The 24,505-nt window shown below is 73.2% G+C and carries 18 protein-coding genes and 2 pseudogenes; 13 read left to right on the top strand and 7 right to left on the bottom strand.

All coding sequences use genetic code 11. The annotated features are described in order from the left end of the window. Positions 1 to 23: 23 nt before the first annotated feature. The 3 genes from ABT171_RS02790 to ABT171_RS02780 all read right to left on the bottom strand — a co-directional run bounded on the left by ABT171_RS02790 (position 24) and on the right by ABT171_RS02780 (position 2,321). A complete protein-coding gene (locus tag ABT171_RS02790; RefSeq protein WP_351239007.1) occupies positions 24 to 731 on the bottom strand; it encodes an ester cyclase in 708 nt (235 codons plus the stop codon). A 76-nt stretch (positions 732 to 807) separates the two neighbouring features. Beyond that, complete coding sequence (locus tag ABT171_RS02785; RefSeq protein ID WP_351239005.1) at positions 808 to 1,581, bottom strand: SDR family NAD(P)-dependent oxidoreductase; 774 nt, start codon at positions 1,579 to 1,581, stop codon at positions 808 to 810. Between the two features lie 74 nt (positions 1,582 to 1,655). Next, entirely contained in the window at positions 1,656 to 2,321 is a 666-nt protein-coding gene (locus ABT171_RS02780; RefSeq protein WP_351239003.1) for an MOSC domain-containing protein, read from the bottom strand. A gap of 81 nt (positions 2,322 to 2,402) precedes the next feature. Here ABT171_RS02780 and ABT171_RS02775 point away from each other — a divergent pair, with 81 nt between their 5' ends. Further along, the gene (locus ABT171_RS02775; RefSeq protein ID WP_351239001.1) at positions 2,403 to 3,302 is read left to right on the top strand and encodes a LysR family transcriptional regulator; all 900 of its coding nucleotides are present in this window, start codon (positions 2,403 to 2,405) and stop codon (positions 3,300 to 3,302) included. A gap of 94 nt (positions 3,303 to 3,396) precedes the next feature. On the opposite strand, the gene ABT171_RS02770 is transcribed toward ABT171_RS02775, so the two are convergent. Beyond that, positions 3,397 to 3,726, bottom strand: coding sequence for a WhiB family transcriptional regulator (locus tag ABT171_RS02770; protein WP_351238999.1), 330 nt, complete (start codon positions 3,724 to 3,726; stop codon positions 3,397 to 3,399). A 380-nt stretch (positions 3,727 to 4,106) separates the two neighbouring features. Between ABT171_RS02770 and ABT171_RS02765 the strand changes: the two genes are divergently transcribed. The 5 genes from ABT171_RS02765 (at position 4,107) to ABT171_RS02745 (ending at position 9,427) form a co-directional block, all read left to right on the top strand. Continuing rightward, entirely contained in the window at positions 4,107 to 4,718 is a 612-nt protein-coding gene (locus ABT171_RS02765; RefSeq protein WP_003948568.1) for a response regulator transcription factor, read from the top strand. Positions 4,719 to 4,786: 68 nt separating this feature from the next. After that, positions 4,787 to 4,915: a hypothetical protein gene (locus ABT171_RS02760; protein ID WP_351238997.1), complete on the top strand. Its 129-nt coding sequence runs from the start codon at positions 4,787 to 4,789 to the stop codon at positions 4,913 to 4,915. 974 nt (positions 4,916 to 5,889) lie between these two features. Beyond that, positions 5,890 to 6,477, top strand: a complete 588-nt coding sequence (locus ABT171_RS02755) for a sigma-70 family RNA polymerase sigma factor (protein ID WP_351238995.1) — start codon at positions 5,890 to 5,892, stop codon at positions 6,475 to 6,477. Positions 6,478 to 6,640: 163 nt separating this feature from the next. Continuing rightward, positions 6,641 to 8,149: an IMP dehydrogenase gene (gene guaB / locus ABT171_RS02750; protein ID WP_351238993.1), complete on the top strand. Its 1,509-nt coding sequence runs from the start codon at positions 6,641 to 6,643 to the stop codon at positions 8,147 to 8,149. 153 nt (positions 8,150 to 8,302) lie between these two features. After that, positions 8,303 to 9,427 (top strand): GuaB3 family IMP dehydrogenase-related protein, encoded by a 1,125-nt coding sequence (locus ABT171_RS02745; protein WP_351238991.1) that lies wholly within the window; start codon positions 8,303 to 8,305, stop codon positions 9,425 to 9,427. A gap of 68 nt (positions 9,428 to 9,495) precedes the next feature. Here ABT171_RS02745 and ABT171_RS02740 read toward each other — a convergent pair whose 3' ends face one another. Both ABT171_RS02740 and ABT171_RS02735 read right to left on the bottom strand, forming a co-directional pair. Further along, on the bottom strand, positions 9,496 to 10,071 hold the full coding sequence (locus ABT171_RS02740) for a hypothetical protein (protein WP_351238989.1): 576 nt from the start codon (positions 10,069 to 10,071) through the stop codon (positions 9,496 to 9,498). Positions 10,072 to 10,209: 138 nt separating this feature from the next. Next, the gene (locus ABT171_RS02735; RefSeq protein ID WP_351238987.1) at positions 10,210 to 11,418 is read right to left on the bottom strand and encodes a nucleotide sugar dehydrogenase; all 1,209 of its coding nucleotides are present in this window, start codon (positions 11,416 to 11,418) and stop codon (positions 10,210 to 10,212) included. Between the two features lie 289 nt (positions 11,419 to 11,707). Here ABT171_RS02735 and ABT171_RS02730 point away from each other — a divergent pair, with 289 nt between their 5' ends. The 5 genes from ABT171_RS02730 (at position 11,708) to ABT171_RS02710 (ending at position 22,414) form a co-directional block, all read left to right on the top strand. Beyond that, positions 11,708 to 13,417 (top strand): glycerol-3-phosphate dehydrogenase/oxidase, encoded by a 1,710-nt coding sequence (locus ABT171_RS02730; RefSeq protein WP_351238985.1) that lies wholly within the window; start codon positions 11,708 to 11,710, stop codon positions 13,415 to 13,417. 186 nt (positions 13,418 to 13,603) lie between these two features. Further along, entirely contained in the window at positions 13,604 to 15,709 is a 2,106-nt protein-coding gene (locus ABT171_RS02725) for a serine/threonine-protein kinase (RefSeq protein ID WP_351238983.1), read from the top strand. A 163-nt stretch (positions 15,710 to 15,872) separates the two neighbouring features. Further along, complete coding sequence (locus tag ABT171_RS02720; protein WP_351238981.1) at positions 15,873 to 18,485, top strand: serine/threonine kinase C-terminal domain-containing protein; 2,613 nt, start codon at positions 15,873 to 15,875, stop codon at positions 18,483 to 18,485. 127 nt (positions 18,486 to 18,612) lie between these two features. Continuing rightward, entirely contained in the window at positions 18,613 to 20,526 is a 1,914-nt protein-coding gene (locus ABT171_RS02715; protein WP_351238979.1) for a serine/threonine-protein kinase, read from the top strand. Between the two features lie 97 nt (positions 20,527 to 20,623). Further along, a complete protein-coding gene (locus tag ABT171_RS02710; protein ID WP_351238977.1) occupies positions 20,624 to 22,414 on the top strand; it encodes a serine/threonine-protein kinase in 1,791 nt (596 codons plus the stop codon). Here ABT171_RS02710 and ABT171_RS02705 read toward each other — a convergent pair. Then, positions 22,401 to 23,012 (bottom strand): annotated as a pseudogene (locus ABT171_RS02705) (AraC family transcriptional regulator); the annotation flags it as partial. The gene ABT171_RS02710 and the pseudogene ABT171_RS02705 overlap by 14 nt on opposite strands. 7 nt (positions 23,013 to 23,019) lie before the next feature. Here ABT171_RS02705 and ABT171_RS02700 point away from each other — a divergent pair. Both ABT171_RS02700 and ABT171_RS02695 read left to right on the top strand, forming a co-directional pair. Further along, positions 23,020 to 23,334 (top strand): annotated as a pseudogene (locus ABT171_RS02700) (MBL fold metallo-hydrolase); the annotation flags it as partial. 46 nt (positions 23,335 to 23,380) lie between these two features. Continuing rightward, positions 23,381 to 24,382, top strand: coding sequence for a protein kinase domain-containing protein (locus ABT171_RS02695; RefSeq protein WP_351238975.1), 1,002 nt, complete (start codon positions 23,381 to 23,383; stop codon positions 24,380 to 24,382). The last annotated feature ends 123 nt before the right edge of the window (positions 24,383 to 24,505 follow it).

Raw genomic sequence — 24,505 nt, 5'->3', positions numbered from 1 at the left:
CCGGACGGGCAGAGGAAGTCCTCCTACTGCTCCAACTCGTCCAGCGCGCCCAGCTGTTGCATCAGCCCGAGCTGGTCGTGCTGCCACCACAGCTCGGCGATCTTGCCGTGGTCCGCGAACCGGAACAGCGTCATTCCGGTCATGGTGACCTCCCGGCCGGTCGGCCCGATCCCGAGGAAGTCACCCTTGTGCGTGCCGTTCCAGGTCCACCGCGCGCAGGCCCGGTCGCCCTGGGCGAGCACGTCCTCCACCGTGAACCCGAAATCGAAGGCCGCGCGCCACATCCGGTACTCGGCGCGGGCGTTGTCCAGCCCGATGGTGTCCTGGGGGTTCATCGGATCGTGGCTGTGGATGTCCTCGTCCAGCAGGTCGTTGAGCGGCGGCAACTCGCCCGCGGTGGCCAGCGCGGCGAAGAACCGCCGCACCGTGTCCTCGGCCAGCAGCTCGTCCCGCACGACGTCCAGATCGATGAACGTCGGCATCTCGTCGCACAGGGAGACCATCCCCTGGAAGATCCTGTCGGTCTCCGGCAGGTTCGAGTTCCGCATCGCGTCCTCGTACGACGGGAACTCCACCACCTCGACGATGTGCGCCGCGTCCGAGCGGTCCTTGCCGACCAGCGCGTGCGTCGCCGTCCGCTTCCCCTTGGTCTGCTCGACCCAGTCGTCCATCAGCCGGTTCATCTCGTCCAGCCGGCTCGTCCTGCACTCGATGAGCTGTACGAAGGTCATGACGCCGCCTCCCGGCCCCCCTGGCCCGGTTGTGCCACGCTCATTTTCGCACCGGGACGGCGGCGCCACCCGCCCGCTACTGAGGACCGTACTTGCGTCCCGTCCGGGAGGAGATCCCGCCCATCAGCCCGCGCGGGGCGACCTTCACCAGGCCCATCAGCGCCTTGTAGCGGGGGTCCGGGATCGACAGCGACTTGCCGCGGGCCAGGTCGGCCAGGGCCGCCGCGACCAGCTTGTCGGCGTCCAGCCACATCCACCCCGGGATGTTGTCCGTGCCCATCCCGGCCCGCTGGTGGAACTCGGTGCGCACGAAGCCGGGGCACAGGGCCATCAGGCGCACGCCGCTGCCGGCCAGGTCCTTGGCCGCGCCCTGCGTGAACTGCACGACCCACGCCTTGGAGGCGCCGTAGGTGCCCCGCGGCACGAAGGCGGCCACGGAGGCGACGTTGACGATCCCGCCCCGCCCGCGCTCCCGCATCGCCTCGGCCGCCGCGGACGTCAGCCGGAGCACCGCCTCGCAGTGCACCTTGAGCATCCGCAGCTCGTCGGCCATGGACACTTCCAGATAGCGGCCCTTGTTGCCGAAGCCGGCGTTGTTGACCAGCAGGTCGACCGGGTTCTTCCGGCTGCCGAGGCGGTCGGCCACCGACTCGATGCCCTTGTCCTCGGACAGGTCGGCGGTCAGCACCTCCACCTCGATGCCGTGCCGGTCGTGCAGTTCGGTCGCCTGTTCGCGCAGCCGTTTGGTGTCCCGGGCCACCAGGACGAGGTCGTGCCCGTCAGCCGCCAGCCGCCGCGCGAACGCGGCGCCGATCCCCGCGGTCGATCCCGTAATCAGAGCCGTTGTCATGGCCCAAGGGTAGTGACCCGGAGCGCGCGCGTCCGCTGGCGCGGGACCCGGACGGCGGTCCGGCCGACGCTCGTTCAGCCCTGCAGCGCCACGTACTTGCGCGCCGCGGCCAGCGTCTCCGCGTGCAGCGCGTCGCCCGCCGCGAGCACCCGCGGCAGCAGGTGCCGCTCGGTGGTGACCGCGCGGAACTGCATCGCCGCCGTCACCCCGTGGTCCGGCAGGTGCACGATCTCGACGGGGTCGCCCGCCCGTATCTCGCCCGGCTCGATCACCCGGAGGTAGGCACCGGTTGCGCCCTTCTGTGTGAACCTCTTGACCCAGCCGCGCTCGCCCAGATGGCCCTGGAACGTGCGGCACGGGATCCGGCCCGAGGTCACCTCCAGAACCGGCCCGCCACCGATCCGCCAGCGCTCGCCGATCAGCGCCCCGGAGACGTCCAGGCCGTCGGTCGTCAGGTTCTCCCCGAAGCAGCCGTTGGCCAGCGGCCGGCCCAGTTCGCGCTCCCAGCCGTCGAGATCCTCGCGCGCGTACGCGTACACCGCCTGGTCATCTCCGCCGTGATGGCGCAGTTCGCACACCGCGTCCCCGGCCAGCCCGCTGCCGCCGACCCCCTTGGGACCCGGGGCCGTCACCCGCACCGGCCCGTCGGCCGGCTTCTTGTCGATGCCCGTCACGCCCTCCGGCTGGTCCGTGTACGGCACCGGCTGCGGGCGGCCCAGATTGACCGTGAGAACCCTCATGTACCGCACGGTACGTGACCGCACCTCAAAGCGTCGAGCCAGTATTGCGCGCGATCTCCAAGTCGCCCTTATGCTTGAAGGGTGATCGAGGCCCGTCATCTCCGCGTCCTGCGCGCCGTCGCCACCACCGGTTCGTTCTCGGCGGCGGGGCGCGAACTGGGCTGCACCCAGCCCGCCGTCAGCCAGCAGATGAAGGCCCTGGAGACCTCGGTCGGCACCCCGCTGCTGGTCCGCAGCGGCCGCGAGATGCGGCTGACCCAGGCCGGGGAAGCCCTGGTCAGGCACGCCTCCGGCATCCTCGCCGGGCTCACCGCGGCGGAGGAGGAGGTCGCCGCCATCGCGGGCCTGCGGGCCGGCCGGGTCCGGCTGGTCTCCTTCCCGAGCGGCACCTCCACCCTGGTCCCCACCGCCCTCGCCGCCCTGCGCGCCGCCCACCCCGGCACCCGCGTCTCCCTGGAGGAGGCCGAGCCCCCGGCCTCCGTCGAGCTGCTGCGCGAGGGCGACTGCGACCTCGCGCTGGCCTTCCGCTACGAGGGGGCGGCGGTCGCCGAGGACTGGGACGACCTGGTGGTACGGCCGCTGCTGACGGACCGTCTGGTCGCTCTGGTCCCGGAGCGGCACCGCCTGGCGCGCGCGCAGTCCGTCGCCATCGGCGAGCTGGCCCAGGAGCCGTGGATCGCGGGCTGCCCGCGCTGCCGCGGCCAGCTGGTCGAGGTCTGTGAGGGGGCCGGTTTCACCCCCCGCATCGACTTCGCCACGGACGACTACCCGGCGGTGGCCGGCCTGGTCGGAGCCGGCCTGGGGGTCGCCGTACTGCCGCAACTGGCGGTGGAGTCGGTACGGCCCAGGGGGGTGCGCACGATTCGGCTGGAGCCGGCGGTGCGGCGCGAGATCGTCGCCCTCACCCTGCCCGACCTGGCACAGGTGCCGGCCGTGGCGGCGACGCTGGAACAGCTGGCACGGGCGGCCGGGCGCGCCTAGGAAGCCCCAGCAGAAATCAAGGGCACGCGCGGGGCGTGCCCTGGTGGAAGAGGGAAGAGGGCACCCGGAGGGCTATGGGTGCAGAAACGTTCCTTCAGTGGTGTGGGGCCGTGTCCCCGCCGACGGCCGAGGCCGTCACCAGACGGTTGCGCGCACGCCCCATCAGCTCCTCACGCTCATCCTCGGTCAGGCCGCCCCACACGCCGTACGGCTCGCGCACCGCCAGCGCATGCGCTGCGCACTCCGCGCGCACGGGGCACCTCATGCAGACCTCCTTGGCCGAGTTCTCGCGAGCGCTCCGAGCCGCCCCGCGCTCGCCCTCAGGGTGGAAGAAGAGCGAGCTGTCCACGCCGCGGCAGGCAGCCAGCAGCTGCCAGTCCCACAGGTCCGCGTTCGGTCCGGGAAGGCGGGAGAAATCTGCCATTACGTGACCCCTTGTAGCCGTTCTGAGCGGATACGGTGCCAACGACCGTACATCTCCGGTCTAAGGAGATGAAAATATGACTCATTGAGAATCTAGCCTCGGACACCATGAAACGGGAAGAAAAGAGGCCAAATGGGGCATAGTTGTGATGAAAAGTTGAGGGTCTTTCGTCCGTGTCTGCTCTGTGTCGGGGCCCTCACGTAGAGTGCCGAAGACGGCACGCGGCCCCGTAACTCTTTCGAGTGACCGTCGTTGAGAGTGCGGAGGCGGTTGAAAACACAAGCGCTCGGGCAGGCGTCCGAGACGGTCGACCGCACAGGTGACGATTCCGTACCAGCCTGGAGGCTCAAGGTGACGCGCATCAGCTGCGGAGGGCGGTCATGACATCCGTCCTCGTCTGCGACGACTCCCCGCTTGCCCGAGAAGCGCTCCGCCGCGCGGTCGCGACCGTGCCCGGCGTCGAGCGCGTGACGACGGCGGCCAACGGCGAGGAAGTCCTCCGCCGCTGGGGCGCCGACCGCTCCGACCTCATTCTGATGGACGTGCGCATGCCCGGCCTGGGCGGCGTGGAGACCGTGCGCCGTCTGCTGTCGGCCGACCCCGGCGCGCGCATCATCATGCTCACCGTCGCCGAGGACCTCGACGGTGTGGCCCTCGCGGTCGCCGCCGGCGCCCGGGGCTACCTGCACAAGGACGCCTCGCGCGCGGAGCTGCGGGCCACGGTGACGCAGGCCCTCGCGGACCCGACCTGGCGACTGGCCCCGCGCCGGCTCCGCTCGGCCGAGATGGGTGCCGCGCCCACGCTCACCGCACGTGAGATCCAGGTCCTGGAAGGCATGAGCCACGGCCGCTCCAACGCCGAGATCGGGCGCGAGCTGTTCCTCTCCGAGGACACCGTCAAGACGCACGCGCGGCGCCTGTTCAAGAAGCTCGGCGCCTCGGACCGGGCCCACGCCGTGGCGCTCGGCTTCCGCTGGGGACTGGTCCGGTAGGCAGTGCCCAGCCCTGCGGGGCAGGCGGGGCCGACCGCCACCGGGGCACCGCCCCCGGAGCCGGAAGCGTGTCCGCCTCCCCTGGCAGCAGCCGGGCGCCCCACCGCAACCGCAACCGCCTGGGAGAGGGCACCCGGCACGCTTCCGGGGACGCCTGGGCGTTCTGCGGACTGGCGGGTGTCCGGGCCGTGCGGTGACTTCGGGGTGTCCGGGCGTCCTGCGGGCCTCTCTTGGTGTGGGCTGTGCGGCGGCTTCGGGGTGCCGGGGTGGTGTGCCTGCTTCCGGGGGTCCGGGTTGTGTGCCTGCTTCCGGGTGTCGGGGTGGTGTGCCGGCCTGCGGGTGTCCGGGTGGTGTGGCGGTTCCGGGGCGTCCGGGCGTTCTGCGGGGTTCCGCGGGTGCGGGCTGTGCGGGGGCTTCGGGGTGTCGCGGTGGCGTGTCGGCCTGCGGGTGTCCGGGTCGCGTGACCGGTTCCGGGTGTCCGGGTGTGCTGCCGAGTTCCGCGAGTCCGGACTGCGCTGCGATTTCCGGGGCTCCCGGCCGTGCGGGGATTTCGGGGGCCTTCGGGCCGTATGCCGGCATCGGGGTGGCCCGGCCGTTCGCCGGGCCGGGACCGAACCGCGCCGCGACGCCCTCATGGCTGCGCGTCGGGTTCCGGGCGTGCGTGCTGCCACGTGGCTCTTGGTCGCGGGGTGTGCTGCCGTGTCCGGGCCGTCGGTGGAAGTGGACCTGCGTGGCCCGGATGTGCCGTGGGGCGGTGAGACGCCTTGGCCGGTGTGCCGGCGAGGGGTGGACCCGGTCACACCCGAGGAGGTGCGCGGCGTGCGGGCCGGGTGGGGGGTCGTACGCGGGAACGGAGATCCGCTCCGTGAACACCCGTGGTCGGCGCCGCTGGACGAGGATCGCGGCACCCGCCGTCGGGCTGTTCGCGCCCTGGGCGCACGACTCCGTAGGACACCTCGGCGGGTGCTGCGCAAGGAGACCCGCCGGACGCGCGCTGCTCGTTTCGGCGCGGATGCCGCATCCTTGAGATGTGGAGTCTCTCGGGGACGAGTCGGTCGAGCGGAAGGGGAGGGCGCAGGGAATGAGTGCCGGCGCACCTGCTCATAACGCTTCGGTGCACAACCATGAGCACGATGCGACGGACCGGACGGCCGCAAGGCACCATGGACCGATGCGCGACAACGAGGCGGGCACGGCCCAGGGGGCGATCGGTGCGCTCGTGCACCGCGCCGTCGACGGGGACGAGCAGGCCACGCACGATCTGCTCGCGCATGTGCACCCGCTGGCGCTGCGCTACTGCCGCACCCGGCTGTCCCGGCTGCCCGGCGACGCGCGCCACTTCGTCGAGGACCTCGCCCAGGAGGTCTGCGTCGCGGTCCTGCTCGCGCTGCCCCGCTATCGCGACACCGGCCGCCCCTTCGAGGCGTTCGTCTTCGCCATCGCCTCCCACAAGGTCGCCGACCTCCAGCGCGCCGCGATGCGCCACCCGGGCTCCACGGCCGTCCCCTCCGACGAGATGCCGGAGCGCCCCGACGACTCCCTCGGCCCTGAGGAGCGCGCCCTGCTCAGCAGCGACGCCGAGTGGGCCAAGAAGCTGCTGGCCAACCTGCCCGAGAACCAGCGCGAACTGCTCCTGCTGCGCATCGCCGTGGGCTTGACCGCGGAGGAGACGGGGCAGATGTTGGGAATGTCACCCGGCGCGGTCCGGGTCGCCCAGCACAGGGCACTGAGCCGCCTCCGCGCGCTCGCGGAACAGTAATCCCCCAGCGCGGAGCACGTGTAGCTCCTTAGCTGAACAGGTGCGCCGCCGTTTCCGTACGAACATACGAAGCCTGAAGCGTGGCCGTACCGTGGAATTTGCTAGCGGTGCTTCCCGTTAGCATGGACATCCGCACCGATCAAGGCCATTTGGGGAAGGTGTCATGACTGCCAACGTCGACGGAGTGCCCGGAAAATTCGCGACACTCGGGCTGACCTACGACGACGTGCTGCTGCTGCCGGGCCCGTCGGACATGGCACCCGACGAGATCGACACCGCCTCGTACGTCTCCAAGAACGTGCGGGTCAACATCCCGCTGCTGTCCGCCGCCATGGACAAGGTGACCGAGTCCCGGATGGCGATCGCCATGGCCCGCCAGGGCGGCGTCGGCGTGCTGCACCGCAACCTCTCCATCGAGGACCAGGCCAACCAGGTCGACCTGGTGAAGCGCTCCGAGTCCGGCATGGTCACCGACCCCATCACCATCCACCCGGACGCCACCCTCGCCGAGGCCGACGCCCTGTGCGCCCGGTTCCGCATCAGCGGTGTCCCGGTGACCGACGGCGACAAGAAGCTGCTCGGCATCGTCACCAACCGTGACATGGCCTTCGAGAGCGACCGCAGCCGCCGCGTGCACGAGGTCATGACCCCGATGCCGCTGGTCACCGGCAAGGTCGGCATCTCCGGCCCGGAGGCCATGGAGCTGCTGCGCAAGCACAAGATCGAGAAGCTGCCGCTGGTGGACGGCGAGGGCGTCCTCAAGGGCCTGATCACCGTCAAGGACTTCGTCAAGGCGGAGCAGTACCCGAACGCGGCCAAGGACGCCGAGGGCCGACTGCTGGTCGGCGCCGCGGTCGGTGTGGCCGGTGACGCCTTCGAGCGTGCCCAGGCCCTCATCGAGGCCGGTGTCGACTTCATCGTCGTGGACACCGCGCACGGCCACTCCCGGCTGGTCGGCGACATGATCGCCAAGATCAAGTCGAACTCCTCCGGCGTCGACGTCATCGGCGGCAACGTCGCCACGCGCGACGGCGCCCAGGCCCTGGTCGACGCGGGCGCCGACGGCATCAAGGTCGGTGTCGGACCGGGCTCCATCTGCACCACGCGCGTGGTCGCCGGCGTAGGCGTCCCGCAGGTCACCGCGATCTACGAGGCCGCGCTCGCCGCCAGGGACGCCGGTGTCCCGGTCATCGGCGACGGCGGTCTGCAGTACTCCGGTGACATCGCCAAGGCCCTGGTCGCTGGCGCCGACACGGTGATGCTCGGCTCGCTGCTCGCGGGCTGCGAGGAGTCGCCGGGCGAGCTGCTGTTCATCAACGGCAAGCAGTTCAAGTCGTACCGCGGCATGGGCTCGCTCGGTGCCATGCAGACCCGCGGCGAGCGCAGGTCGTTCTCCAAGGACCGCTACTTCCAGGAGGGCGTCGCCTCCGACGAGCAGCTGATCCCCGAGGGCATCGAGGGCCAGGTGCCCTACCGCGGTCCGCTGTCCTCCGTCGTCCACCAGCTGGTCGGCGGCCTGCGCCAGTCGATGTTCTACGTCGGCGGCAGGACCGTGCCCGACCTGCAGGCGAACGGCCGGTTCGTGCGGATCACCTCGGCGGGCCTGAAGGAGAGCCACCCGCACGACATCCAGATGACGGTCGAGGCGCCGAACTACAGCAGCAAGAAGTGACGAGCTGCAGCAGCGAGAAGTGACGAGCGGAAAATGACGCCCACGCGCGCGTGAAGCTCACCCACGGCGGTCCCGGAGCATCCGGGGCCGCCGTTGTCGTACCCGTCGGCGATACTGGAAGGCGCTGCAACGCATCAGGGAAAGGCCACAGACGTGACTGAGATCGAGATCGGGCGAGGCAAGCGCGGCCGCCGGGCGTACGCCTTCGACGACATCGCCGTCGTCCCCAGCCGCCGTACGCGGGACCCGAAGGAGGTCTCGATCGCCTGGCAGATCGACGCCTACCGCTTCGAGCTGCCCTTCCTGGCCGCCCCCATGGACTCGGTCGTCTCCCCGGCCACCGCGATCCGCATCGGCGAGCTGGGCGGCCTCGGCGTCCTCAACCTGGAGGGCCTGTGGACGCGGCACGAGGACCCGCAGCCGCTGCTGGACGAGATCGCCGGGCTGCCCGCCGAGCAGGCGACCCGCCGTCTCCAGGAGATCTACGCGGCGCCCATCAAGGAGGAGCTGATCGGCGCGCGCATCAAGGAGGTGCGCGACTCCGGTGTGGTCACCGCGGCCGCGCTCTCCCCGCAGCGCACCGCCCAGTTCTCCAAGGCGGTCGTGGACGCGGGCGTGGACATCTTCGTCATCCGCGGTACGACGGTCTCGGCGGAGCACGTCTCGCACTCCAGCGAGCCGCTGAACCTGAAGCAGTTCATCTACGAGCTGGACGTCCCGGTGATCGTCGGCGGCTGCGCCACCTACACCGCCGCCCTGCACCTGATGCGCACCGGCGCGGCGGGCGTCCTGGTCGGCTTCGGCGGCGGCGCCGCCCACACCACGCGCAACGTCCTGGGCATCCAGGTCCCGATGGCCACCGCCGTCGCCGACGTGGCCGCGGCCCGCCGTGACTACATGGACGAGTCCGGCGGCCGGTACGTGCACGTGATCGCGGACGGCGGGGTCGGCTGGTCCGGCGACCTGCCCAAGGCGATCGCCTGCGGCGCCGACGCGGTGATGATGGGCTCCCCGCTGGCCCGCGGCACGGACGCGCCCGGCAAGGGCCACCACTGGGGCATGGAGGCGGTCAACGAGGAGCTGCCCCGCGGCAAGAAGGTCGACCTGGGCACGGTCGGCACGATCGAGGAGATCCTCACCGGCCCGTCCCACACTCCCGACGGCTCGATGAACTTCTTCGGCGCCCTGCGCCGTGCGATGGCCACCACCGGCTACAGCGAGCTGAAGGAGTTCCAGCGGGTCGAGGTCACGGTGGCGGACAGCCAGCACCGCCGCTGACCCGTCGTCGTACGCGAAGGGCCCGTCCACCGTGCGGTGGGCGGGCCCTCTCCCGTGCGGCCGCGGCTCTACCGGGCGGCCTTCCTGGAGCCGGTGAACGCGGCTGCCGCGCCGATGACCAGGAAGAGGAAGGTCTTCGGGTCGGCGCTCTCCTTCCAGACGTCCTGGACGTCCCCGAAGTTCTTGAAGAAGACCTCGTTGAAGCTCACGCCGAAGTGATCGGCGATGATCATCGCCTCGCCGACCAGCTGGCCGAGGTAGACCGCGCCGAGCGCCAGGGCGGCGCTGATGACCGGGAGGGCCGGGTTGCGGCCGCCCGCCTTGCCGGCCGCGACACCGATGACGAAGCCGACGCCGACGGCCGCGTAGCCGATCTCGTGCTTGGTGGCACCGGCGATGAGCCCGTAGAGCGCTGCGGCGGCCACGGCGGCGGCGAGCGCGGCCACCAGGCCGAGCGCCAGGTTGTTCCGGACCGGCGCGGGCGGCGCCGGCGGCGCGGCGAAGGCGCCCGGCTGCGGCGGGTACGGGGTTCCCGGGTACGGCGCTCCCGGGGCCGGGGCCGGGGCGGGGGCCTGCTGGGCGTACGGGTTGCCGGCCACCGGACCGGACTGCGGCGGCTGAGGCGGTGGAGCTGACTGGCTCATGACAGGAATTCCCCCGAGATGGAGCATGACTGAACAACGGGAACGGAAGGCACCCGCGCATCCGTGTGCGGCGAGTCCGGGGGAGACTAACAGCCGGGGACGACACCGCCCCCGGCTGTTCTCCGTTCGTGACCGCGCTCAGAGCCGGTGCGCCGCCCCCGTGGGCGTGGCCCCGCGGGTGTCCAGCAGCAGCTGGGCCTTCACCGAGAGCCCCTGCAGGTCGTACGTCCGGTGGTGCTGCAGCAGGATCGTCAGGTCGGCCTCGGCGGCGGCCTCGTAGAGCGCGTCCGCGCGCGGTACCGGGCGGTCCAGCACGTTCCAGGACGCCACATAGGGGTCGTGGTAGCTCACGGAGGCGCCCAGCTCCATCAGCCGGATCGCGATCTCCTGGGCGGGTGTGCCCTGCTGGTCGGCGAGGTCGGGCTTGTAGGTGGCGCCGAGCAGCAGCACGCGGGCGCCCCGGGCGGACTTGCCGTGCTCGTTGAGGAGGGTGGCGGCGCGCTGGACGACGTAGCGCGGCATCCGGCTGTTGACCTGCTGGGCCAGCTCCACCAGGCGCAGGGTGCGGGTGGCGTGGCCGGTGAGGTCCTGGGGGACGCCGTGACCGCCGACGCCGGGTCCGGGCCGGAACGCCTGGAAACCGAACGGCTTGGTCTCCGCGCAGCGGATCACGTCCCACAGGTCGACGCCCAGCTCGTGGCAGAGCACGGCCATCTCGTTGACCAGCGCGATGTTGACATGCCGGAAATTGGTCTCCAGCAGCTGCACCGTCTCGGCCTCGCGCAGCCCACGCGCGCGTACCACCTTGTCGGTGAGCCGGCCGTAGAAGGCGGCGGCCGACTCGGTGCAGGCGGGGGTGAGGCCGCCGATGACCTTGGGGGTGTTGGCGGGGGTGTGCTCGCGGTTGCCGGGGTCGACCCGGCTGGGGGAGTAGGCGAGGTGGAAGTCGCGGCCGGCGCGGAGCCCGGAGCCCTTCTCCAGCAGGGGCCGCAGGAACTCCTCCGTCGTCCCGGGCAGCACGGGCGACTCCAGGATGACCGTGGTGTGCGGGCGGAGCCGTTCGGCGAGCGTGCGGGCGGCCGCCTCCACCTGGCCGAGGTCGAGCCCGCCGTCGGCGCCGCGCGGGGTCGAGGCGCAGATCACCGCGGTGCGCACCCGGCCGAGCTGGGCCGGGTCGGTGCCGGGCCGGAACCCCGCCGCGTGCATCCGGCGCAGCTCGGCGGGGCTGAGCGAACCCGCCTCGGGGCCGGTCGTGTAGCCGATGGTGGCGATGCCTGCGGCGACGGCGGCCTGGGCGAGCGGCAAACCGTAGGGGCCGAGTCCGATGACGGCGAGGTCTGAGGGCATGCGTGGGCCGTCCTTCCCAGTAGCCGAAGCGGAACAGGTACGCAACCGCTGCCGACAGGGTGAGCGAGTGCTATGTCAGACTAGGTACATATATGACCGTTATGTCTGATTGTGTCCGTGTGTCTCCGTGTGTCTTCCAGGGTTGTGCGCAAGTTGTCCACAGGTTGGGAGTCCGTGGTGGCTGAAGTACGGCAGTCCCGTCAGAATTTGGGCAGGAGGAGGGGACGAACCGGGCTTCGCCCGCCGGGTGCGGCCGACGCGAGCGAGTGTGCGACAGCGGGAGGCAGCGGTGAGGACAGCGACTCTGGGGCCGGCGCAGCGCGCCGAGGCACTGGCGGCGATGGCGGAGCGCGAGCTGGACATCCTGGTGATAGGCAGCGGAGTCGTGGGCGCGGGCACCGCGCTGGACGCCGTCACGCGCGGCCTGTCCACCGGTCTGGTCGAGGCCCGCGACTGGGCGTCCGGGACCTCCAGCCGGTCCAGCAAACTCATCCACGGCGGTCTGCGCTATCTGGAGATGCTCGACTTCGCGCTCGTGCGCGAGGCCCTGAAGGAGCGCGGTCTGCTCCTGGAGCGGCTCGCCCCGCACCTGGTCAAGCCGGTGCCGTTCCTGTATCCGCTGCAGCACAAGGGCTGGGAGCGGCTGTACGCGGGCTCGGGCGTGGCCCTGTACGACGCGATGTCCATGGCCCGCGGCCACGGCCGGGGCCTGCCCCTGCACCGCCATCTGTCCCACCGTCACGCACTGCGCGTCGCCCCCTGCCTGAAGAAGGACGCCCTGGTCGGCGCCCTGCAGTACTACGACGCCCAGATGGACGACGCCCGCTTCGTGGCCACCCTGGTGCGCACGGCGGCGTCCTACGGCGCGAAGGCGGCCAACCGCGCGCGCGTCACCGGTTTCCTGCGCGAGGGCGAGCGGGTCGTCGGCGCCCGGGTGCAGGACGTGGAGGGCGGCGGTGAGTACGAGGTCCGCGCCAAGCAGATCGTCAACGCCACCGGCGTGTGGACCGACGACACCCAGGCCATGGTGGGCGAGCGCGGCCAGTTCCACGTCCGCGCCTCCAAGGGCATCCACCTGGTCGTGCCCAAGGACCGCATCCACTCCACCACCGGCCTGATCCTGCGCACCGAGAAGTCCGTCCTCTTCGTCATCCCCTGGGGCCGGCACTGGATCATCGGCACCACCGACACCGACTGGGACCTCGACAAGGCCCACCCGGCGGCGTCCAGCGCCGACATCGACTACCTGCTGGAACACGTCAACTCGGTGCTCGCGGTGCCGCTCACCCGCGACGACGTGCAGGGCGTGTACGCCGGTCTGCGCCCGCTGCTGGCCGGGGAGTCCGACGCCACCAGCAAGCTGTCCCGCGAGCACACGGTCGCCCACCCGGTGCCCGGACTCGTGGTCGTGGCGGGCGGCAAGTACACCACCTACCGGGTGATGGCGAAGGACGCCGTCGACGAGGCCGTGCACGGCCTGGACATGCGGGTCGCCGAGTGCGTGACCGAGGAGACCCCGCTGCTGGGCGCGGAGGGGTACCAGGCGCTGTGGAACGCGCGCGCCCGGATCGCCGCCCGCACCGGACTGCACGTGGCCCGCGTGGAGCACCTGCTGAACCGGTACGGCTCCCTGGCCGAGGAGGTCCTGGACCTGATCGCCGCCGACCCCGCCCTGGGCGAGCCGCTGGCCGCCGCCGACGACTATCTGCGCGCCGAGGTGGTGTACGCCGCCTCGCACGAGGGCGCCCGGCACCTGGACGACGTCCTCACCCGCCGCACCCGCATATCCATCGAGACCTTCGACCGGGGCACCCGCAGCGCCCGTACGGCGGCCGAGCTGATGGCACCGGTCCTCGGCTGGGACAAGGACCAGATCGAGCGCGAGGTCGAGCACTACGAGAAGCGGGTGGAGGCCGAGCGCGAGTCCCAGCTCCAGCCCGACGACCAGACGGCGGACGCGGCGCGGCTGGGAGCCCCGGACATCGTGCCGCTCGGCTGACCGGCCGGGTGCGCGCGGGGAGCGGGTACGGCAGCCGAACGGCCGTCACCCCCGTGAGCAGTACGCGCACTTCGCCCGGCTTCCGGCAGGTTGGCCCGGCCCGGCCGGAGGGGCCCCTGGGCATTGAGCACTTGTCGGGTGAGAGACAATGGAGCCTCTGTCAGGGCGGGTTGTATGAGGGGACGCATGTCGGAGGCGGAGCGGGCGGGTACATCTCGCCAGGAGACTCGTCAGGACAAGAGCGAGCGTCGTCTCCTCGCCGGGCGCTACCGGCTGGGAGACGTGCTGGGCCGGGGCGGCATGGGCACGGTCTGGCGCGCCGAGGACGAGACCCTGGGCCGGACGGTCGCCGTCAAGGAGCTGCGGTTCCCGTCGAACATCGACGAGGAGGAGAAGCGGCGCCTGATCACGCGCACCCTGCGTGAGGCCAAGGCGATCGCCCGGATCCGCAACAACAGCGCGGTGACGGTCTACGACGTGGTCGACGAGGACGACCGGCCGTGGATCGTCATGGAGTTGGTGGAGGGCAAGTCCCTCGCCGAGGTCATCCGCGAGGACGGACTGCTGGAGCCGAAGCGCGCCGCCGAGGTCGGCCTCGCCATCCTCGACGTGCTGCGTTCCGCGCACCGCGAGGGCATCCTGCACCGGGACGTGAAGCCGTCCAACGTGCTCATCGCCGAGGACGGCCGGGTCGTCCTCACCGACTTCGGCATCGCGCAGGTCGAGGGCGACCCGTCCATCACCTCCACCGGCATGCTCGTCGGCGCCCCCTCCTACATCTCCCCGGAGCGGGCCCGCGGCCACAAGCCCGGCCCGGCGGCCGACCTGTGGTCGCTCGGCGGGCTGCTGTACGCCGCGGTCGAGGGTGTCCCCCCGTACGACAAGGGCTCGGCGATCGCCACGCTCACCGCGGTGATGACCGAGCCCCTGGACGAGCCCAAGAACGCGGGCCCGCTCAGGGACGTCCTCTACGGCCTGCTCACCAAGGACCCGGCCAAGCGGCTCGACGACGCCGGCGCCCGGGCGATGCTCAACAAGGTGATCCACGCGCCCGAGCCGGAGCCCATGGACGCCACCCGGGTGGTTCCGCTGCCGGCCCAGCCCGGCCCGTCCGAGGACGAGCGGGGCGGGGGCAAGCGGGGCGACGAGGCCGCGGAGAAGCTGCGCGGCGCGCTGCGGTCGGTCCGCAAGGCGGCCGGGGCGGCGGCAACCGCCGCGGCGGCGCGGACGAAGAGCGGCGGAGACACGGCCGCGCCGGGCGCCGGTGAGGCGGCGGGCGCGGGCGGCACCACGGCCGGCGGTATGCGCCCGGCCGTCCCCGGCGGTACGCGCCCGGCGTCGTCCGGTGTCGCGCGGCCCGGATCCCCCAGCGGCCACGGAGCCGGATCCGCGGGACGGCCGGGCGGCCCGGCCCCGGATGCCGCCGGTGTACCGAACTCCAGCCCGAACAAGCCGCGTTCGGGCTGGCCCGTGATGCCGCCGCCGGACCTGGACCTGCCGCCGCGGCCGGTGCCGAGGGCGCCGCTGACCGACGTGGTGCCCAAGCGGACGCTGGTGATCATCGCCGTGGTGGTCGTCCTCGCGGTGCTCGGCACCGTCCTGGCCTTCGCCCTGAGCGACGACGGCAAGGGCGGCAAGAGCAGCGGCGCCGGGGCTGCGGCGAGCGCCGGCGCGTCCACCAGGCAGAGCAAGAGCGGCACGGGCGCGGACCGCGGGACAGGGACGGACGGGGCGGGCCCGTCGTCGGCCGGCACCGGTGCCGCGTCCGGCCACGCGGTCGACGCGAGCGCGTCCGCCGACGCCTCCGGCTCGGCCGGCTCCTCCGGCTCCTCCGGCGCGAAGGGCGGCGGGAGCGCGCCGGCGGTGTCGACCCGCAAGGCCGGCCAGGGCTACTCGATCGGCCTGCCCAAGGGATGGTCGTACAAGTCCACCGGCGACGCCGGTGACCGCTACACCGGTCCGGACGGGCAGAAGCTGCTCGTCGGCTGGACCGGCAGCCCCAAGGACGACCCGGTGGCCGACTGGAGGAACCAGGAAGGCGGCATGGTGCGTGCGCAGTACCACCGGATCCGCATCGAGAAGGTGGACTACCGCGGCTGGAACACGGCCGACTGGGAGTTCACCTACGTCGACGACGACGGCACCGAGTACCGCACCGTCGACCGCGGGTTCGTGGTCAACGGCCATCTCGGGTACGGGCTGATGTACACGGCGAAGGCCGCGAACTGGGACAGCGCGCTGCGCAAGGACACCTGGAAGACGCTGACGGCGTCCTTCGAGCCCAAGTCGTAGACACCCGGCGGCGGTTTGCGGCGTGAGAATCCGTCATCCACTCCGTGCGGGTTGCCTCCGGCACGTATCGTGAATGGTTGCGGACCGTACGCGGCCGGACGCGTGTGCGAAACGGGTCGCGACGCGAACGGATAGGACCAGCTGGGCGGCCGGGGGAGGCACAGTGGAGGACTACGCGGGTCGGGTGCTCGCCGACCGCTACCGCCTGCCGTTGCCGCCCTCCGACGCGTACGAACTCACCGAGAGCCGCGCCTTCGACACCTACAGCGGACAGGAAGTGCTCGTCCGGCAGGTGCCGTTGCCGGAGGTCGTCGAGGCCGAGGTGCTCGACGCGGAGGGACTGCCCGAAGGCTTCACCGCGCGTGAGCGCGGGACCGGGGCCCGGCGGACGGCGGACGCCCGGAACGCCACCCGGCGGCCCGCCGACCCGGCCGTACGGCGCGCCGTCGACGCCGTGCAGGCGGCGGCCCGCATCCCCGACCACCCGCGCCTCGACCAGGTCTTCGACGTGTTCGCCGAGGGCGGTTCGCTGTGGATCGTCAGCGAGTTGGTGGCCGCGCGCCCGCTGGCCGCGCTGCTCGCCGAGCAGCCGCTGTCCCCGTACCGGGCGGCCGAGGTCGCCTCCGACGTGCTCATGGCGCTGCGGGTGCTGCACGCGCACGGCTGGGTGCACCGCAACATCACCGCCCGCACGGTGCTGGTCTGCGACGACGGCCGTGTGATGCTGACCGGCCTGGCCGTCGGCGCCGCGGAGGAGGCGTTGTGCGGGTACGACCCGGTGCCGGCCGAGGACGGCATCGCGGAGGAAGCCCCGGGCACGGCGGGCACGGCGGGCGGAACCGGGACGGCCGGGGCCGGCTCCGGCTCGGGTGCGGGGCTTGAGGTGCCTCCGTTCGCCGACGGGCAGGGGGCTTCCTCCGGTTCCGGCGGCGGGCCGGGTGGCGGTTCGGCCGGAGCGGGCGCGCACCCTTCCGCGGACGTCGACCCCGAGGGCGCACGCCGGGCCGCGATCCAGGCACGAGCAGCCGGAGGGCTGAACGGGGCGCAGGGCGGTACCGCGGTCCATGGCGGCCCCGGGGTGCCCGGCCCGGCGGAGCAGCGGTCCCCGGAGAACGGCGCGGACATCCGTGCCGCCCGCGCCGGTGCCATCGCCGCGTACCGCGCGGGCGCCCGTGCCGCCGCCCGGGTGCAGGAGGCCGGGCAGAGCGGGCGCGTCGCCCTGCCCGGGGCCCGGCCGCCCGCCGAGGGCGGCGCCGCCGCCGACCGGACCGACGGTACGACGCGGTCGCCGTACCCCGGCGGCCCCGGCGGCCCGACACCGCCCGGCCGCATCGCCGACCCCTACGGAGGACAGGGGCAGCGTCCCGTGGGCCCGGTCGTGCCCGGACAGGTACCCGCTTCCGCCTACCGGAGCGGCGCCACCCCCGGCCGTCGGATGGGGGACCCGCCGCCCCCGCTTCCCCAGCAGGCCCAGGCCGGCCCCCGCTGGGACGACTCCGCGGCGGCCGTGACCGGTACCCGGCGCGGGCCCGGTACCGCGTTGGCGGCCGAGCGGGCGCGGCAGGTGCGGATGACCGTCGTGGGGCCGGTGACCGAGCGGTGGGCGCCGGAGCAGGCCGGTCCCGTGCACGAGAACTGGCAGCTGGCGGCGCCGATCGGACCCGCGACCGATCTCTGGGCGCTGGGCGCGTTGTTGTTCCGGGCCGTGCAGGGACACGCGCCGTACCCGGAGGAGTCGACGGCCGAGCTGGTGCAGTTGGTGTGCGCGGAGCCGCCCGCCTTCGCCGAGGAGTGCGGTCCGCTGCGGCCGGTCGTGGAGTCGCTGCTGCGTCAGGACCCCACCGAACGGCTGGACTTCGAGGAGCTGAACGGCTGGCTGCGCTCACTGGTGCGCTCCGCGCCCGAGCCGGACGCCGGTACCCACGTCGTACCCGTGCCGTCCGCCGATCCGAGCCGGCTGCCGATCGTGCGGCGCCGCGGCGAGCTGGTGCGGATGCGGCGACGCCGCGCCGGACTGCCCGAGGCCCATCCGCACGGCCGGCACAAGCGAGCCAGAGCCCGGGAGGAGGAGCGTTCCCCGCGCGGCCTCGGCCGGACGCTGCTCCTGCTGATCCTGCTCCTGCTGGCCGGCGCGATCGCCTACGCCGTGCTGTTCATGCCCGGACGAGGGGAGAACGCGGCTGCGGGCAGCGACCGTACCGGCACCGCGGGGGAGGCGAGTCCCGCGCCGTCGCACACCGGGCAGCAGCCCCCCGCCGGGCAGAGCACGCCGGAGAGCGGTGCGCCCGCCACCGAGACCCAGACCGGCGGCGACACGTCCGTCGCCGACGGCTTCACCCTGCGCACGGACCCCGACGGCTTCCAGGTGGCCGTCGCCAAGGGCTGGGACCGCAGCCCGAGGAACGGCAGCGGCCAGGTCGTGTACAGCCACGGGAACTTCGAGCTGATCGTCGTACCGGGGAGGGACAGCGCGTCGGCGTACGGCGGTGACCCGATGGCCTACCAGCGGGACAAGGAGCGCGAACTCCAGCCGTACCGGGACACCAGCTGGGCCACGGCCACCGGCCTGAGAACCATCGAGGTGGGCGGACGGACGATGGCCGAGGGACAGTTCACCTGGACCGACGGGCAGGGGCGCGACCTGTTCGTGCGGAACATGGCGATCCTGCTGAACGGCCGTTACCACATCGTCCAGGTCCGCGGTCCGGAGGCGGACCGGGACGAGGTGACGCGGCTCTACGAGCAGGCCACGGCGACGTACCGCTACACGCGTTGAGCGCGCTGTACACGGGGGCGGCGACAACCGTCACAGTGATGTCACCTTGGTACCCCGCTGGTTCCCTGCCGGCAGGGTGGTCCTTAACCTGGCCCTGTCAAGAGCATTGCGGGGCAACGTGAATCAGATGCAGGGCCTGCTCATAGCGGGCCGCTACCGGCTCGCCGATTCCATCGGCAGCGGCGGCATGGGCCGGGTGTGGCGCGCCCACGACGAGGTACTGAACCGGACGGTCGCCGTCAAGGAGTTGACCGCCGCGCTCTACGTCTCCGACAGCGACCGCGCCGTTCTCCTCGCCCGGACCCGGGCGGAGGCCCGCGCCGCAGCGCGCATCAACCACTCCGCGGTCGTCACCGTGCACGACGTCCTCGAACACGACGGCCGCCCCTGGATCGTCATGGAGCTGGTCGAGGGCAACTCGCTGGCCGACGCGGTCAAGGAACGCGGGCGCGTCGAGCCCCGGGAGGCCGCCCGCATCGGTCTGTGGGTGCTGCGGGCGCTGCGCGCCGCGCACTCCGCCGGCGTACTGCACCGGGACGTGAAGCCCGGCAACGTCCTCCTCGGCCGTGACGGCAGGGTGCTGCTCACCGACTTCGGCATCGCCCAGATCGAGGGCGACTCCACCATCACCCGCACCGGAGAAGTCGTCGGCTCCGTCGACTACCTCGCGCCCGAGCGGGTGCGCGGCCACGACCCGGGGCCGGCCTCCGACCTGTGGGCGCTCGGCGCCACGCTGTACACCGCGGTCGAGGGCCGGTCGCCGTTCCGCCGTACCTCACCGCTGAGCACCATGCAGGCGGTCGTCGAGGAGGCGGCCGACGAGACGCGCCACGCCGGTGCGCTCGGCCCGGTCATAGCCGCCCTGTTGCGCAAGGAGCCGGACCGGCGGCCGGGTGCGGAGGAGGCGGAGCAGATGCTCGCCGAGGCGGCCGAGGGCCGCCGCCCGCACGCGGCCCAGGCGTTCCTCCCGACGCAGGGCTCGGGCGTGCAGATCCGAGGGACGGGCCACCCGGCGGCCTCGGGCTACGGCTCCCCAGGGACCACTCCGGGTTACGGCTCCCCCGAGTCCACTCCGGGTTACGGCTCCACGGATCCCACTCCGGCCCACGGCTCCACGGGGGCCGCTCCCGGTTACGGCTCGGCCGGGTCCGCTTCCGGTTACGGCTCCACCGGCCATGCGGCCGGCTACGAGCCCGCCGGCTCCGGCTACGGCCACACCAGCCACACGCCCGGTCACCGGCCCGGCGGTGCCGCTCCCGGCTACGGACCCGGCGGCCCCGGAGCGCCGGGGGGTCCGGGCCGTTCCGCGACCGGTCCGACGGCCGTGGCGCCCACGCCCCCGGGCACGGCGGGCGGCCCGGCGGCGGCACGGCCCCGTCCCCGGCGCCGGCTGCGCACCCTCGCGCTCGTCGTCGCCGTCGCGGCCGTACTCGGCGGTGGCACGGCGGTGGTCTTCCAGAGCTGGGGCGGAGGCTCGGAGCAGAACACCGGGTCGAGCGGGAGCGCGGGCCCGGCCACGTCACCCTCCGCGAGCGGTCGCCCCTCGCCGGCCGCCGACGGAACCATGCCCGCCTCGTGGCAGCCGTACCGGGACCCCTGGGGTTTCACCGTCTACCTGCCCAAGGGCTGGTCCCGGAAGGTCGTCGGCGTTCCCGCCGACGGCCTGCGGCAGGTCGACTACTCGCCCGACCACGGGCGGCACTTCGTCCGCATCGCCATCGACAGCTCGCCGGACTTCCCCAACGCCTTCGAGCACCAGAAGGACCTGGAACAGCAGCTGCAGCGGCTGGCCGACTACAAGCGCGTGACCATGAAGCAGAACACCTACCGCGACCGCCCGGGCTCGCTGTGGGAGTACACCTGGACGGCGCTGAAGAAGGATCCGCCGTCCGGCCCGCGCCACGCGATCGAGGAGACGTACTTCTCGCGCGCCGGCACCGAGTACGCCGTCTACGTGTCGTCGCCGGCCGACGACTGGGCGAACGCCGGCAAGCAGTTCAAGTGGGTGCTGCAGAGCTGGCAGCAGCCGGACGAGAGCTGAACGACGGCTGATACGGCCGAAAAAGGCTGGTAGATCGGCCCGGCTTGGCCGATCGGTGCCCCGGAGCGCATGGGTCCGGTGCGGCATGATGGGGCTCATGGGGACCGAGGGCGCCGATTTCCGGGTGATCGCGGGCCGTTACCGCCTGGAGGCACGCATCGGGCGTGGCGGCATGGGCGTCGTGTGGCGGGCCGTCGACCAGGTGCTGGGACGGCGTGTCGCGGTCAAGGAACTCCTCCCGGACGACTCCCTCGCCGAGGACGACGCGCGGCGCCGCCGGGACCGTACCTTCCGCGAGGCGCGGGCGGTCGCCCAGTTGCGGCATCCGCACATCATCGTCGTGCACGACGTGGTCGAGCAGGACGAACGCCCCTACCTGGTCATGGAGTTGATCGACGGCGGCTCGCTCGCCGACCGGATCTCGCGGCAGGGCCCGGTCGACGCCGCCGAGGCCGCGCGGATCGGCGTCGCCCTGCTCAGCGCGGTGCACACGGCGCACGAGGCGGGGGTGCTGCACCGGGACATCAAGCCCGCGAACGTCCTGATCGAGTCCGGCACCGGGCGGGTCGTGCTGACCGACTTCGGGATCGCGCAGGTCGAGGGCGCCACCACGCTCACCGAGACCGGCTCCTTCGTCGGCTCGCCCGAATACACCGCGCCGGAGCGGATGTCGGGGCTGCGCACCGGGCCGGAGTCCGACCTGTGGTCGGTCGGCGCGCTGCTGTGCACGGTGCTCAGCGGCGAGTCGCCGTTCCGCCGCGACTCGCTGGGCGGCATCCTGCACGCCGTGGTCGCCGCCGAGATCCGGCCCCCCGCCGAGGCCGAGCCGCTGCTGCCGGTCGTACGGGGGCTGCTGGAACGCGATCCCGACCGGCGGCTCGGCGCCGCCGCGGCCGAACAGATGCTGCGGACGTTCCTGGAGACGGGCCGGACACCGGAGGCCCCGGGACCGGCCGGCACTCCGGCCGCCGGGCGCGGCCACCGCATCGGCGGGGCCTGGCCGCCGAGGCCCGGCGCGACGGGAAGCCGTACGCCGAGAACCGGGGGCACGGGGAGCGGCGCGCCGTGGTCCGGGGGCCAGGGCGGCGCCGGTGCGCCGCAGGCCGCCGCCCCCTACGCGCCCACCGAGCCGGCCCTCGCGCACCCCGGGCCGCAGCCGCCCACCGCGTCCGGGCCGGCGGCCGAGCCCCCGCCCCGGACGTCCACGCGCGGGGTGCTGATCGCCGCCCTGCTCGTCGCCGCGCTGGTCGGGGCCGGTGTGTCGGCGGCGGCGCTGCTGCTGCACCGGAACGGCGGCGGGGGTGGCGGCAGCCCCGACGGTACGGTGACGCCGCCGCCGGCCTCCTCCCCGGCCTCCGGCACCACCGTGCCGACCCGCACCGCGACACGCCCGACGCCGACCGGGCCCGTCTCGACCGGCTCGCGCGCCGCGCCCTCCGGTTTCCGCACCGCCCGCGACCCGGCCGGCTTCTCCCTCGCCGTACCGCAGGACTTCACCCGCAGTCCGCAGGGGGAGCGCGTCTTCTACCTCTCGCCCGGCCAGACCTTCCGTCTCGGCGTCAAGGTGACCGGTCGCCAACCGGGCGGACCGCGGGGCGCCGTGGAACGATCGGCCGCCAAGGGCCCGGACACCAACCCCGGTTACCGTGACGGCCGGATCACCCCCACCACGCACAACGGGCATCCCGCCGCGCTGTGGGAGTTCACCTGGGACGGCTTCAGCGCGGCGGAGGGCCCGCGCCACACCTACGACCTGTGCTGGGAGGAGGCCGGACGGATGTACGACGTGTGGGTGTCGGCGCCGGTCGGCAAGGTGCGGGAGGCGCGGGAGTACTTCGACGTGGCGGTCGACACCTTCCGGGCCGGCCCGGATGTCACGAAGCCCTGACTCCCGAGGCGTTCCGGTACCGGCCCGGGGTGGTCCCGAACTCCCGGCTGAAGGCGTGCGAGAGGGCGTACGGGCTGCCGTACCCGGTCTCCCGCGCCACCGTCGCGAGCGGCGCGTCGGAGGTGCGCAGCCGGGTCGCCGCGAGGGTCAGCCGCCACCAGGTCAGATAGGCCATCGGCGGGCGGCCGACCAGGGACGTGAAGCGCCGGGCGAGGGTGGCGCGGGAGACGCCGGCCTCGGCGGCGAGGCGGTCGGCCGTCCAGGGGGCCGCCGGACCGGAGTGCAGGGCGCGCAGCGCCGCCGCCGTCACCGGGTCGCCCAGCACCGCCGGCCACGCGCCCGTCTCCGCCCGCGCCATCCAGGTACGGATCATGTAGATCAGCAGCAGGTCCAGCAGGCTGGGCAGGGCCAGGCAGCCGCCCGGCCGGCGTTCGTCCAGCTCACGGGCGAGCAGGTCGACGGCCGTGCGCAGCTCGGGATGGCCGCCGACCTGGTGGGGCAGATGCACCACGTGCGGCAGCTCCGCCAGCAGCGGATGCGTACGGCTGCGGTCGAGCCGGTACTTGCCGCACAGCAGCTCGACGTCGGGGCCCGGCCCGGGGGACCGGATCGACGCCCACCTCGTCCTGGAGGCGGCGCCCGGTCACACCCCGGGCTCCTCGGTCCTGCGCGTCGAGTCCCGGGGCGAGCGGGCCGTGTTCGTCGGGGATCTGCTGCACAGCCCGGTGCAGATCCTGCACCCCGAGTGCAGCAGCTGCTTCTGCCTCGACCCGCGAAAGGCGGCCGAGACCCGGCTGCGGGTCCTGGAACGCGCGGCGGCCGAACGCGAGTTGGTCGTCCCGGCCCACTTCGGCGGGGCCGGCGCGGTGGAGGTGAGGAAGGCAAGGGGCGGCTTCACCCTGGACCGGTGGGCCGCCTGACCGCCTCGCTTCGACAAGGGCGTGGTGCGCACGGTACTCATGTGACATGAGTGGAGACGGCGAACACCCGCCCGACGCACGTCTGATCGGTGGCCGCTACCGGTTGGCCGGACGCCTCGGTTCCGGGCCCACCGGAACCGTCTGGCGGGCCCGGGACGAACAGGGGCGGGGCCGCCGGGTCGCCGTCAAGGAGCCGCTGCTGCCCGGCGATCCGGCCGCCGACGAGGAGATCCGCCGGGTCGCCCGCCGGCTCCACCGGGAGGCCCGCGCCGCCGCCCGGGTGCGCCATCCCTCCGCCGTCACCGTGTACGACGTCGTCACCGAGGACCATGTCCCGTGGGTGGTCATGGAGTTGGTGGAGGGCGAGTCCCTGCGGGAGGTCCTGCGCCGCGGGCCGCTCCCGCCCGTCGAGGCCGCCAGGATCGGGCTCGCCGTCCTCGGTGCGCTGCGCGCCGCGCACGCCGTCGGCATCGTGCACCGGGACGTCAAACCGGCCAACGTGCTGCTGGAGTCCGGCACCGGGCGGGTCGTCGTCACCGACTTCGGCACGGGCGCCGGGCACCCGGCGGACGCGCCCGCCGGATTCGTGGCCCCCGAGCGCGCCGCGGGCCCCGGCGCCGGCCCGGCCTGCGACCTGTGGTCGCTGGGTGCCCTGCTCCGCGCCGCCCTGGGGGACGCGGACCCCGGCCCGCTGGGCCCGCTGCTGGACCGGCTGCACGCCGCCGAGCCCGCGGAGCGCCCGGGCGCCGAGGAGGTCATGACGGCACTGCGCGCGTACCTCGGACTCCCACCGGAACCGGACAGCGCAGGGGAACCCGGCGCAGCACCGGAACCGGACACCGCGAGCGGACCCGGCACCGCACCCGGAACCGCGAGCGGACCCGGCACCCCACCCGGAACCGCGAGCGGACCCGGCACCGCGCCGGAGCCCGGCACCACGGCAGGGCCTTCGCCCTCGCCGGTGCCCCCGTCGCCCCCGCCCCGCCGTCGCCGCCCCCCGCGCACCGCGCTCGGACTGCTCCTGGCGAAAAAAGCCGGACTCGAATGATCGTTGTGCCCGTCACCGCCTCAACGCCCTGATCAGCACATTCCCTGCCAGTGATCACTGGCGGCGTGTGAGCACTCGGTGAATCCCCGTTACCGACGGGTACACAAAGGCCCCGCTCCGGCA

The organism is Streptomyces sp. NPDC001851, assembly GCF_040297165.1.
Classification (GTDB): Bacteria; Actinomycetota; Actinomycetes; order Streptomycetales; family Streptomycetaceae; genus Streptomyces.
Note: the sequence above shows the minus strand (reverse complement) of the source record. Positions and strands in the feature narration are given on the sequence as shown.

Excerpts from the sequence above, each read along its gene's own strand:
- ABT171_RS02790 (WP_351239007.1), bottom strand. The coding sequence starts at position 731 with ATGACCTTCGTACAGCTCATCGAGTGCAGGACGAGCCGGCTGGACGAG.
- ABT171_RS02785 (WP_351239005.1), bottom strand. The coding sequence starts at position 1,581 with ATGACAACGGCTCTGATTACGGGATCGACCGCGGGGATCGGCGCCGCG.
- ABT171_RS02780 (WP_351239003.1), bottom strand. The coding sequence starts at position 2,321 with ATGAGGGTTCTCACGGTCAATCTGGGCCGCCCGCAGCCGGTGCCGTAC.
- ABT171_RS02770 (WP_351238999.1), bottom strand. The coding sequence starts at position 3,726 with ATGGCAGATTTCTCCCGCCTTCCCGGACCGAACGCGGACCTGTGGGAC.
- ABT171_RS02765 (WP_003948568.1), top strand. The coding sequence starts at position 4,107 with ATGACATCCGTCCTCGTCTGCGACGACTCCCCGCTTGCCCGAGAAGCG.
- ABT171_RS02755 (WP_351238995.1), top strand. The coding sequence starts at position 5,890 with ATGCGCGACAACGAGGCGGGCACGGCCCAGGGGGCGATCGGTGCGCTC.
- guaB (WP_351238993.1), top strand. The coding sequence starts at position 6,641 with ATGACTGCCAACGTCGACGGAGTGCCCGGAAAATTCGCGACACTCGGG.
- ABT171_RS02740 (WP_351238989.1), bottom strand. The coding sequence starts at position 10,071 with ATGAGCCAGTCAGCTCCACCGCCTCAGCCGCCGCAGTCCGGTCCGGTG.
- ABT171_RS02735 (WP_351238987.1), bottom strand. The coding sequence starts at position 11,418 with ATGCCCTCAGACCTCGCCGTCATCGGACTCGGCCCCTACGGTTTGCCG.
- ABT171_RS02725 (WP_351238983.1), top strand. The coding sequence starts at position 13,604 with ATGTCGGAGGCGGAGCGGGCGGGTACATCTCGCCAGGAGACTCGTCAG.
- ABT171_RS02715 (WP_351238979.1), top strand. The coding sequence starts at position 18,613 with ATGCAGGGCCTGCTCATAGCGGGCCGCTACCGGCTCGCCGATTCCATC.
- ABT171_RS02710 (WP_351238977.1), top strand. The coding sequence starts at position 20,624 with ATGGGGACCGAGGGCGCCGATTTCCGGGTGATCGCGGGCCGTTACCGC.
- ABT171_RS02695 (WP_351238975.1), top strand. The coding sequence starts at position 23,381 with ATGAGTGGAGACGGCGAACACCCGCCCGACGCACGTCTGATCGGTGGC.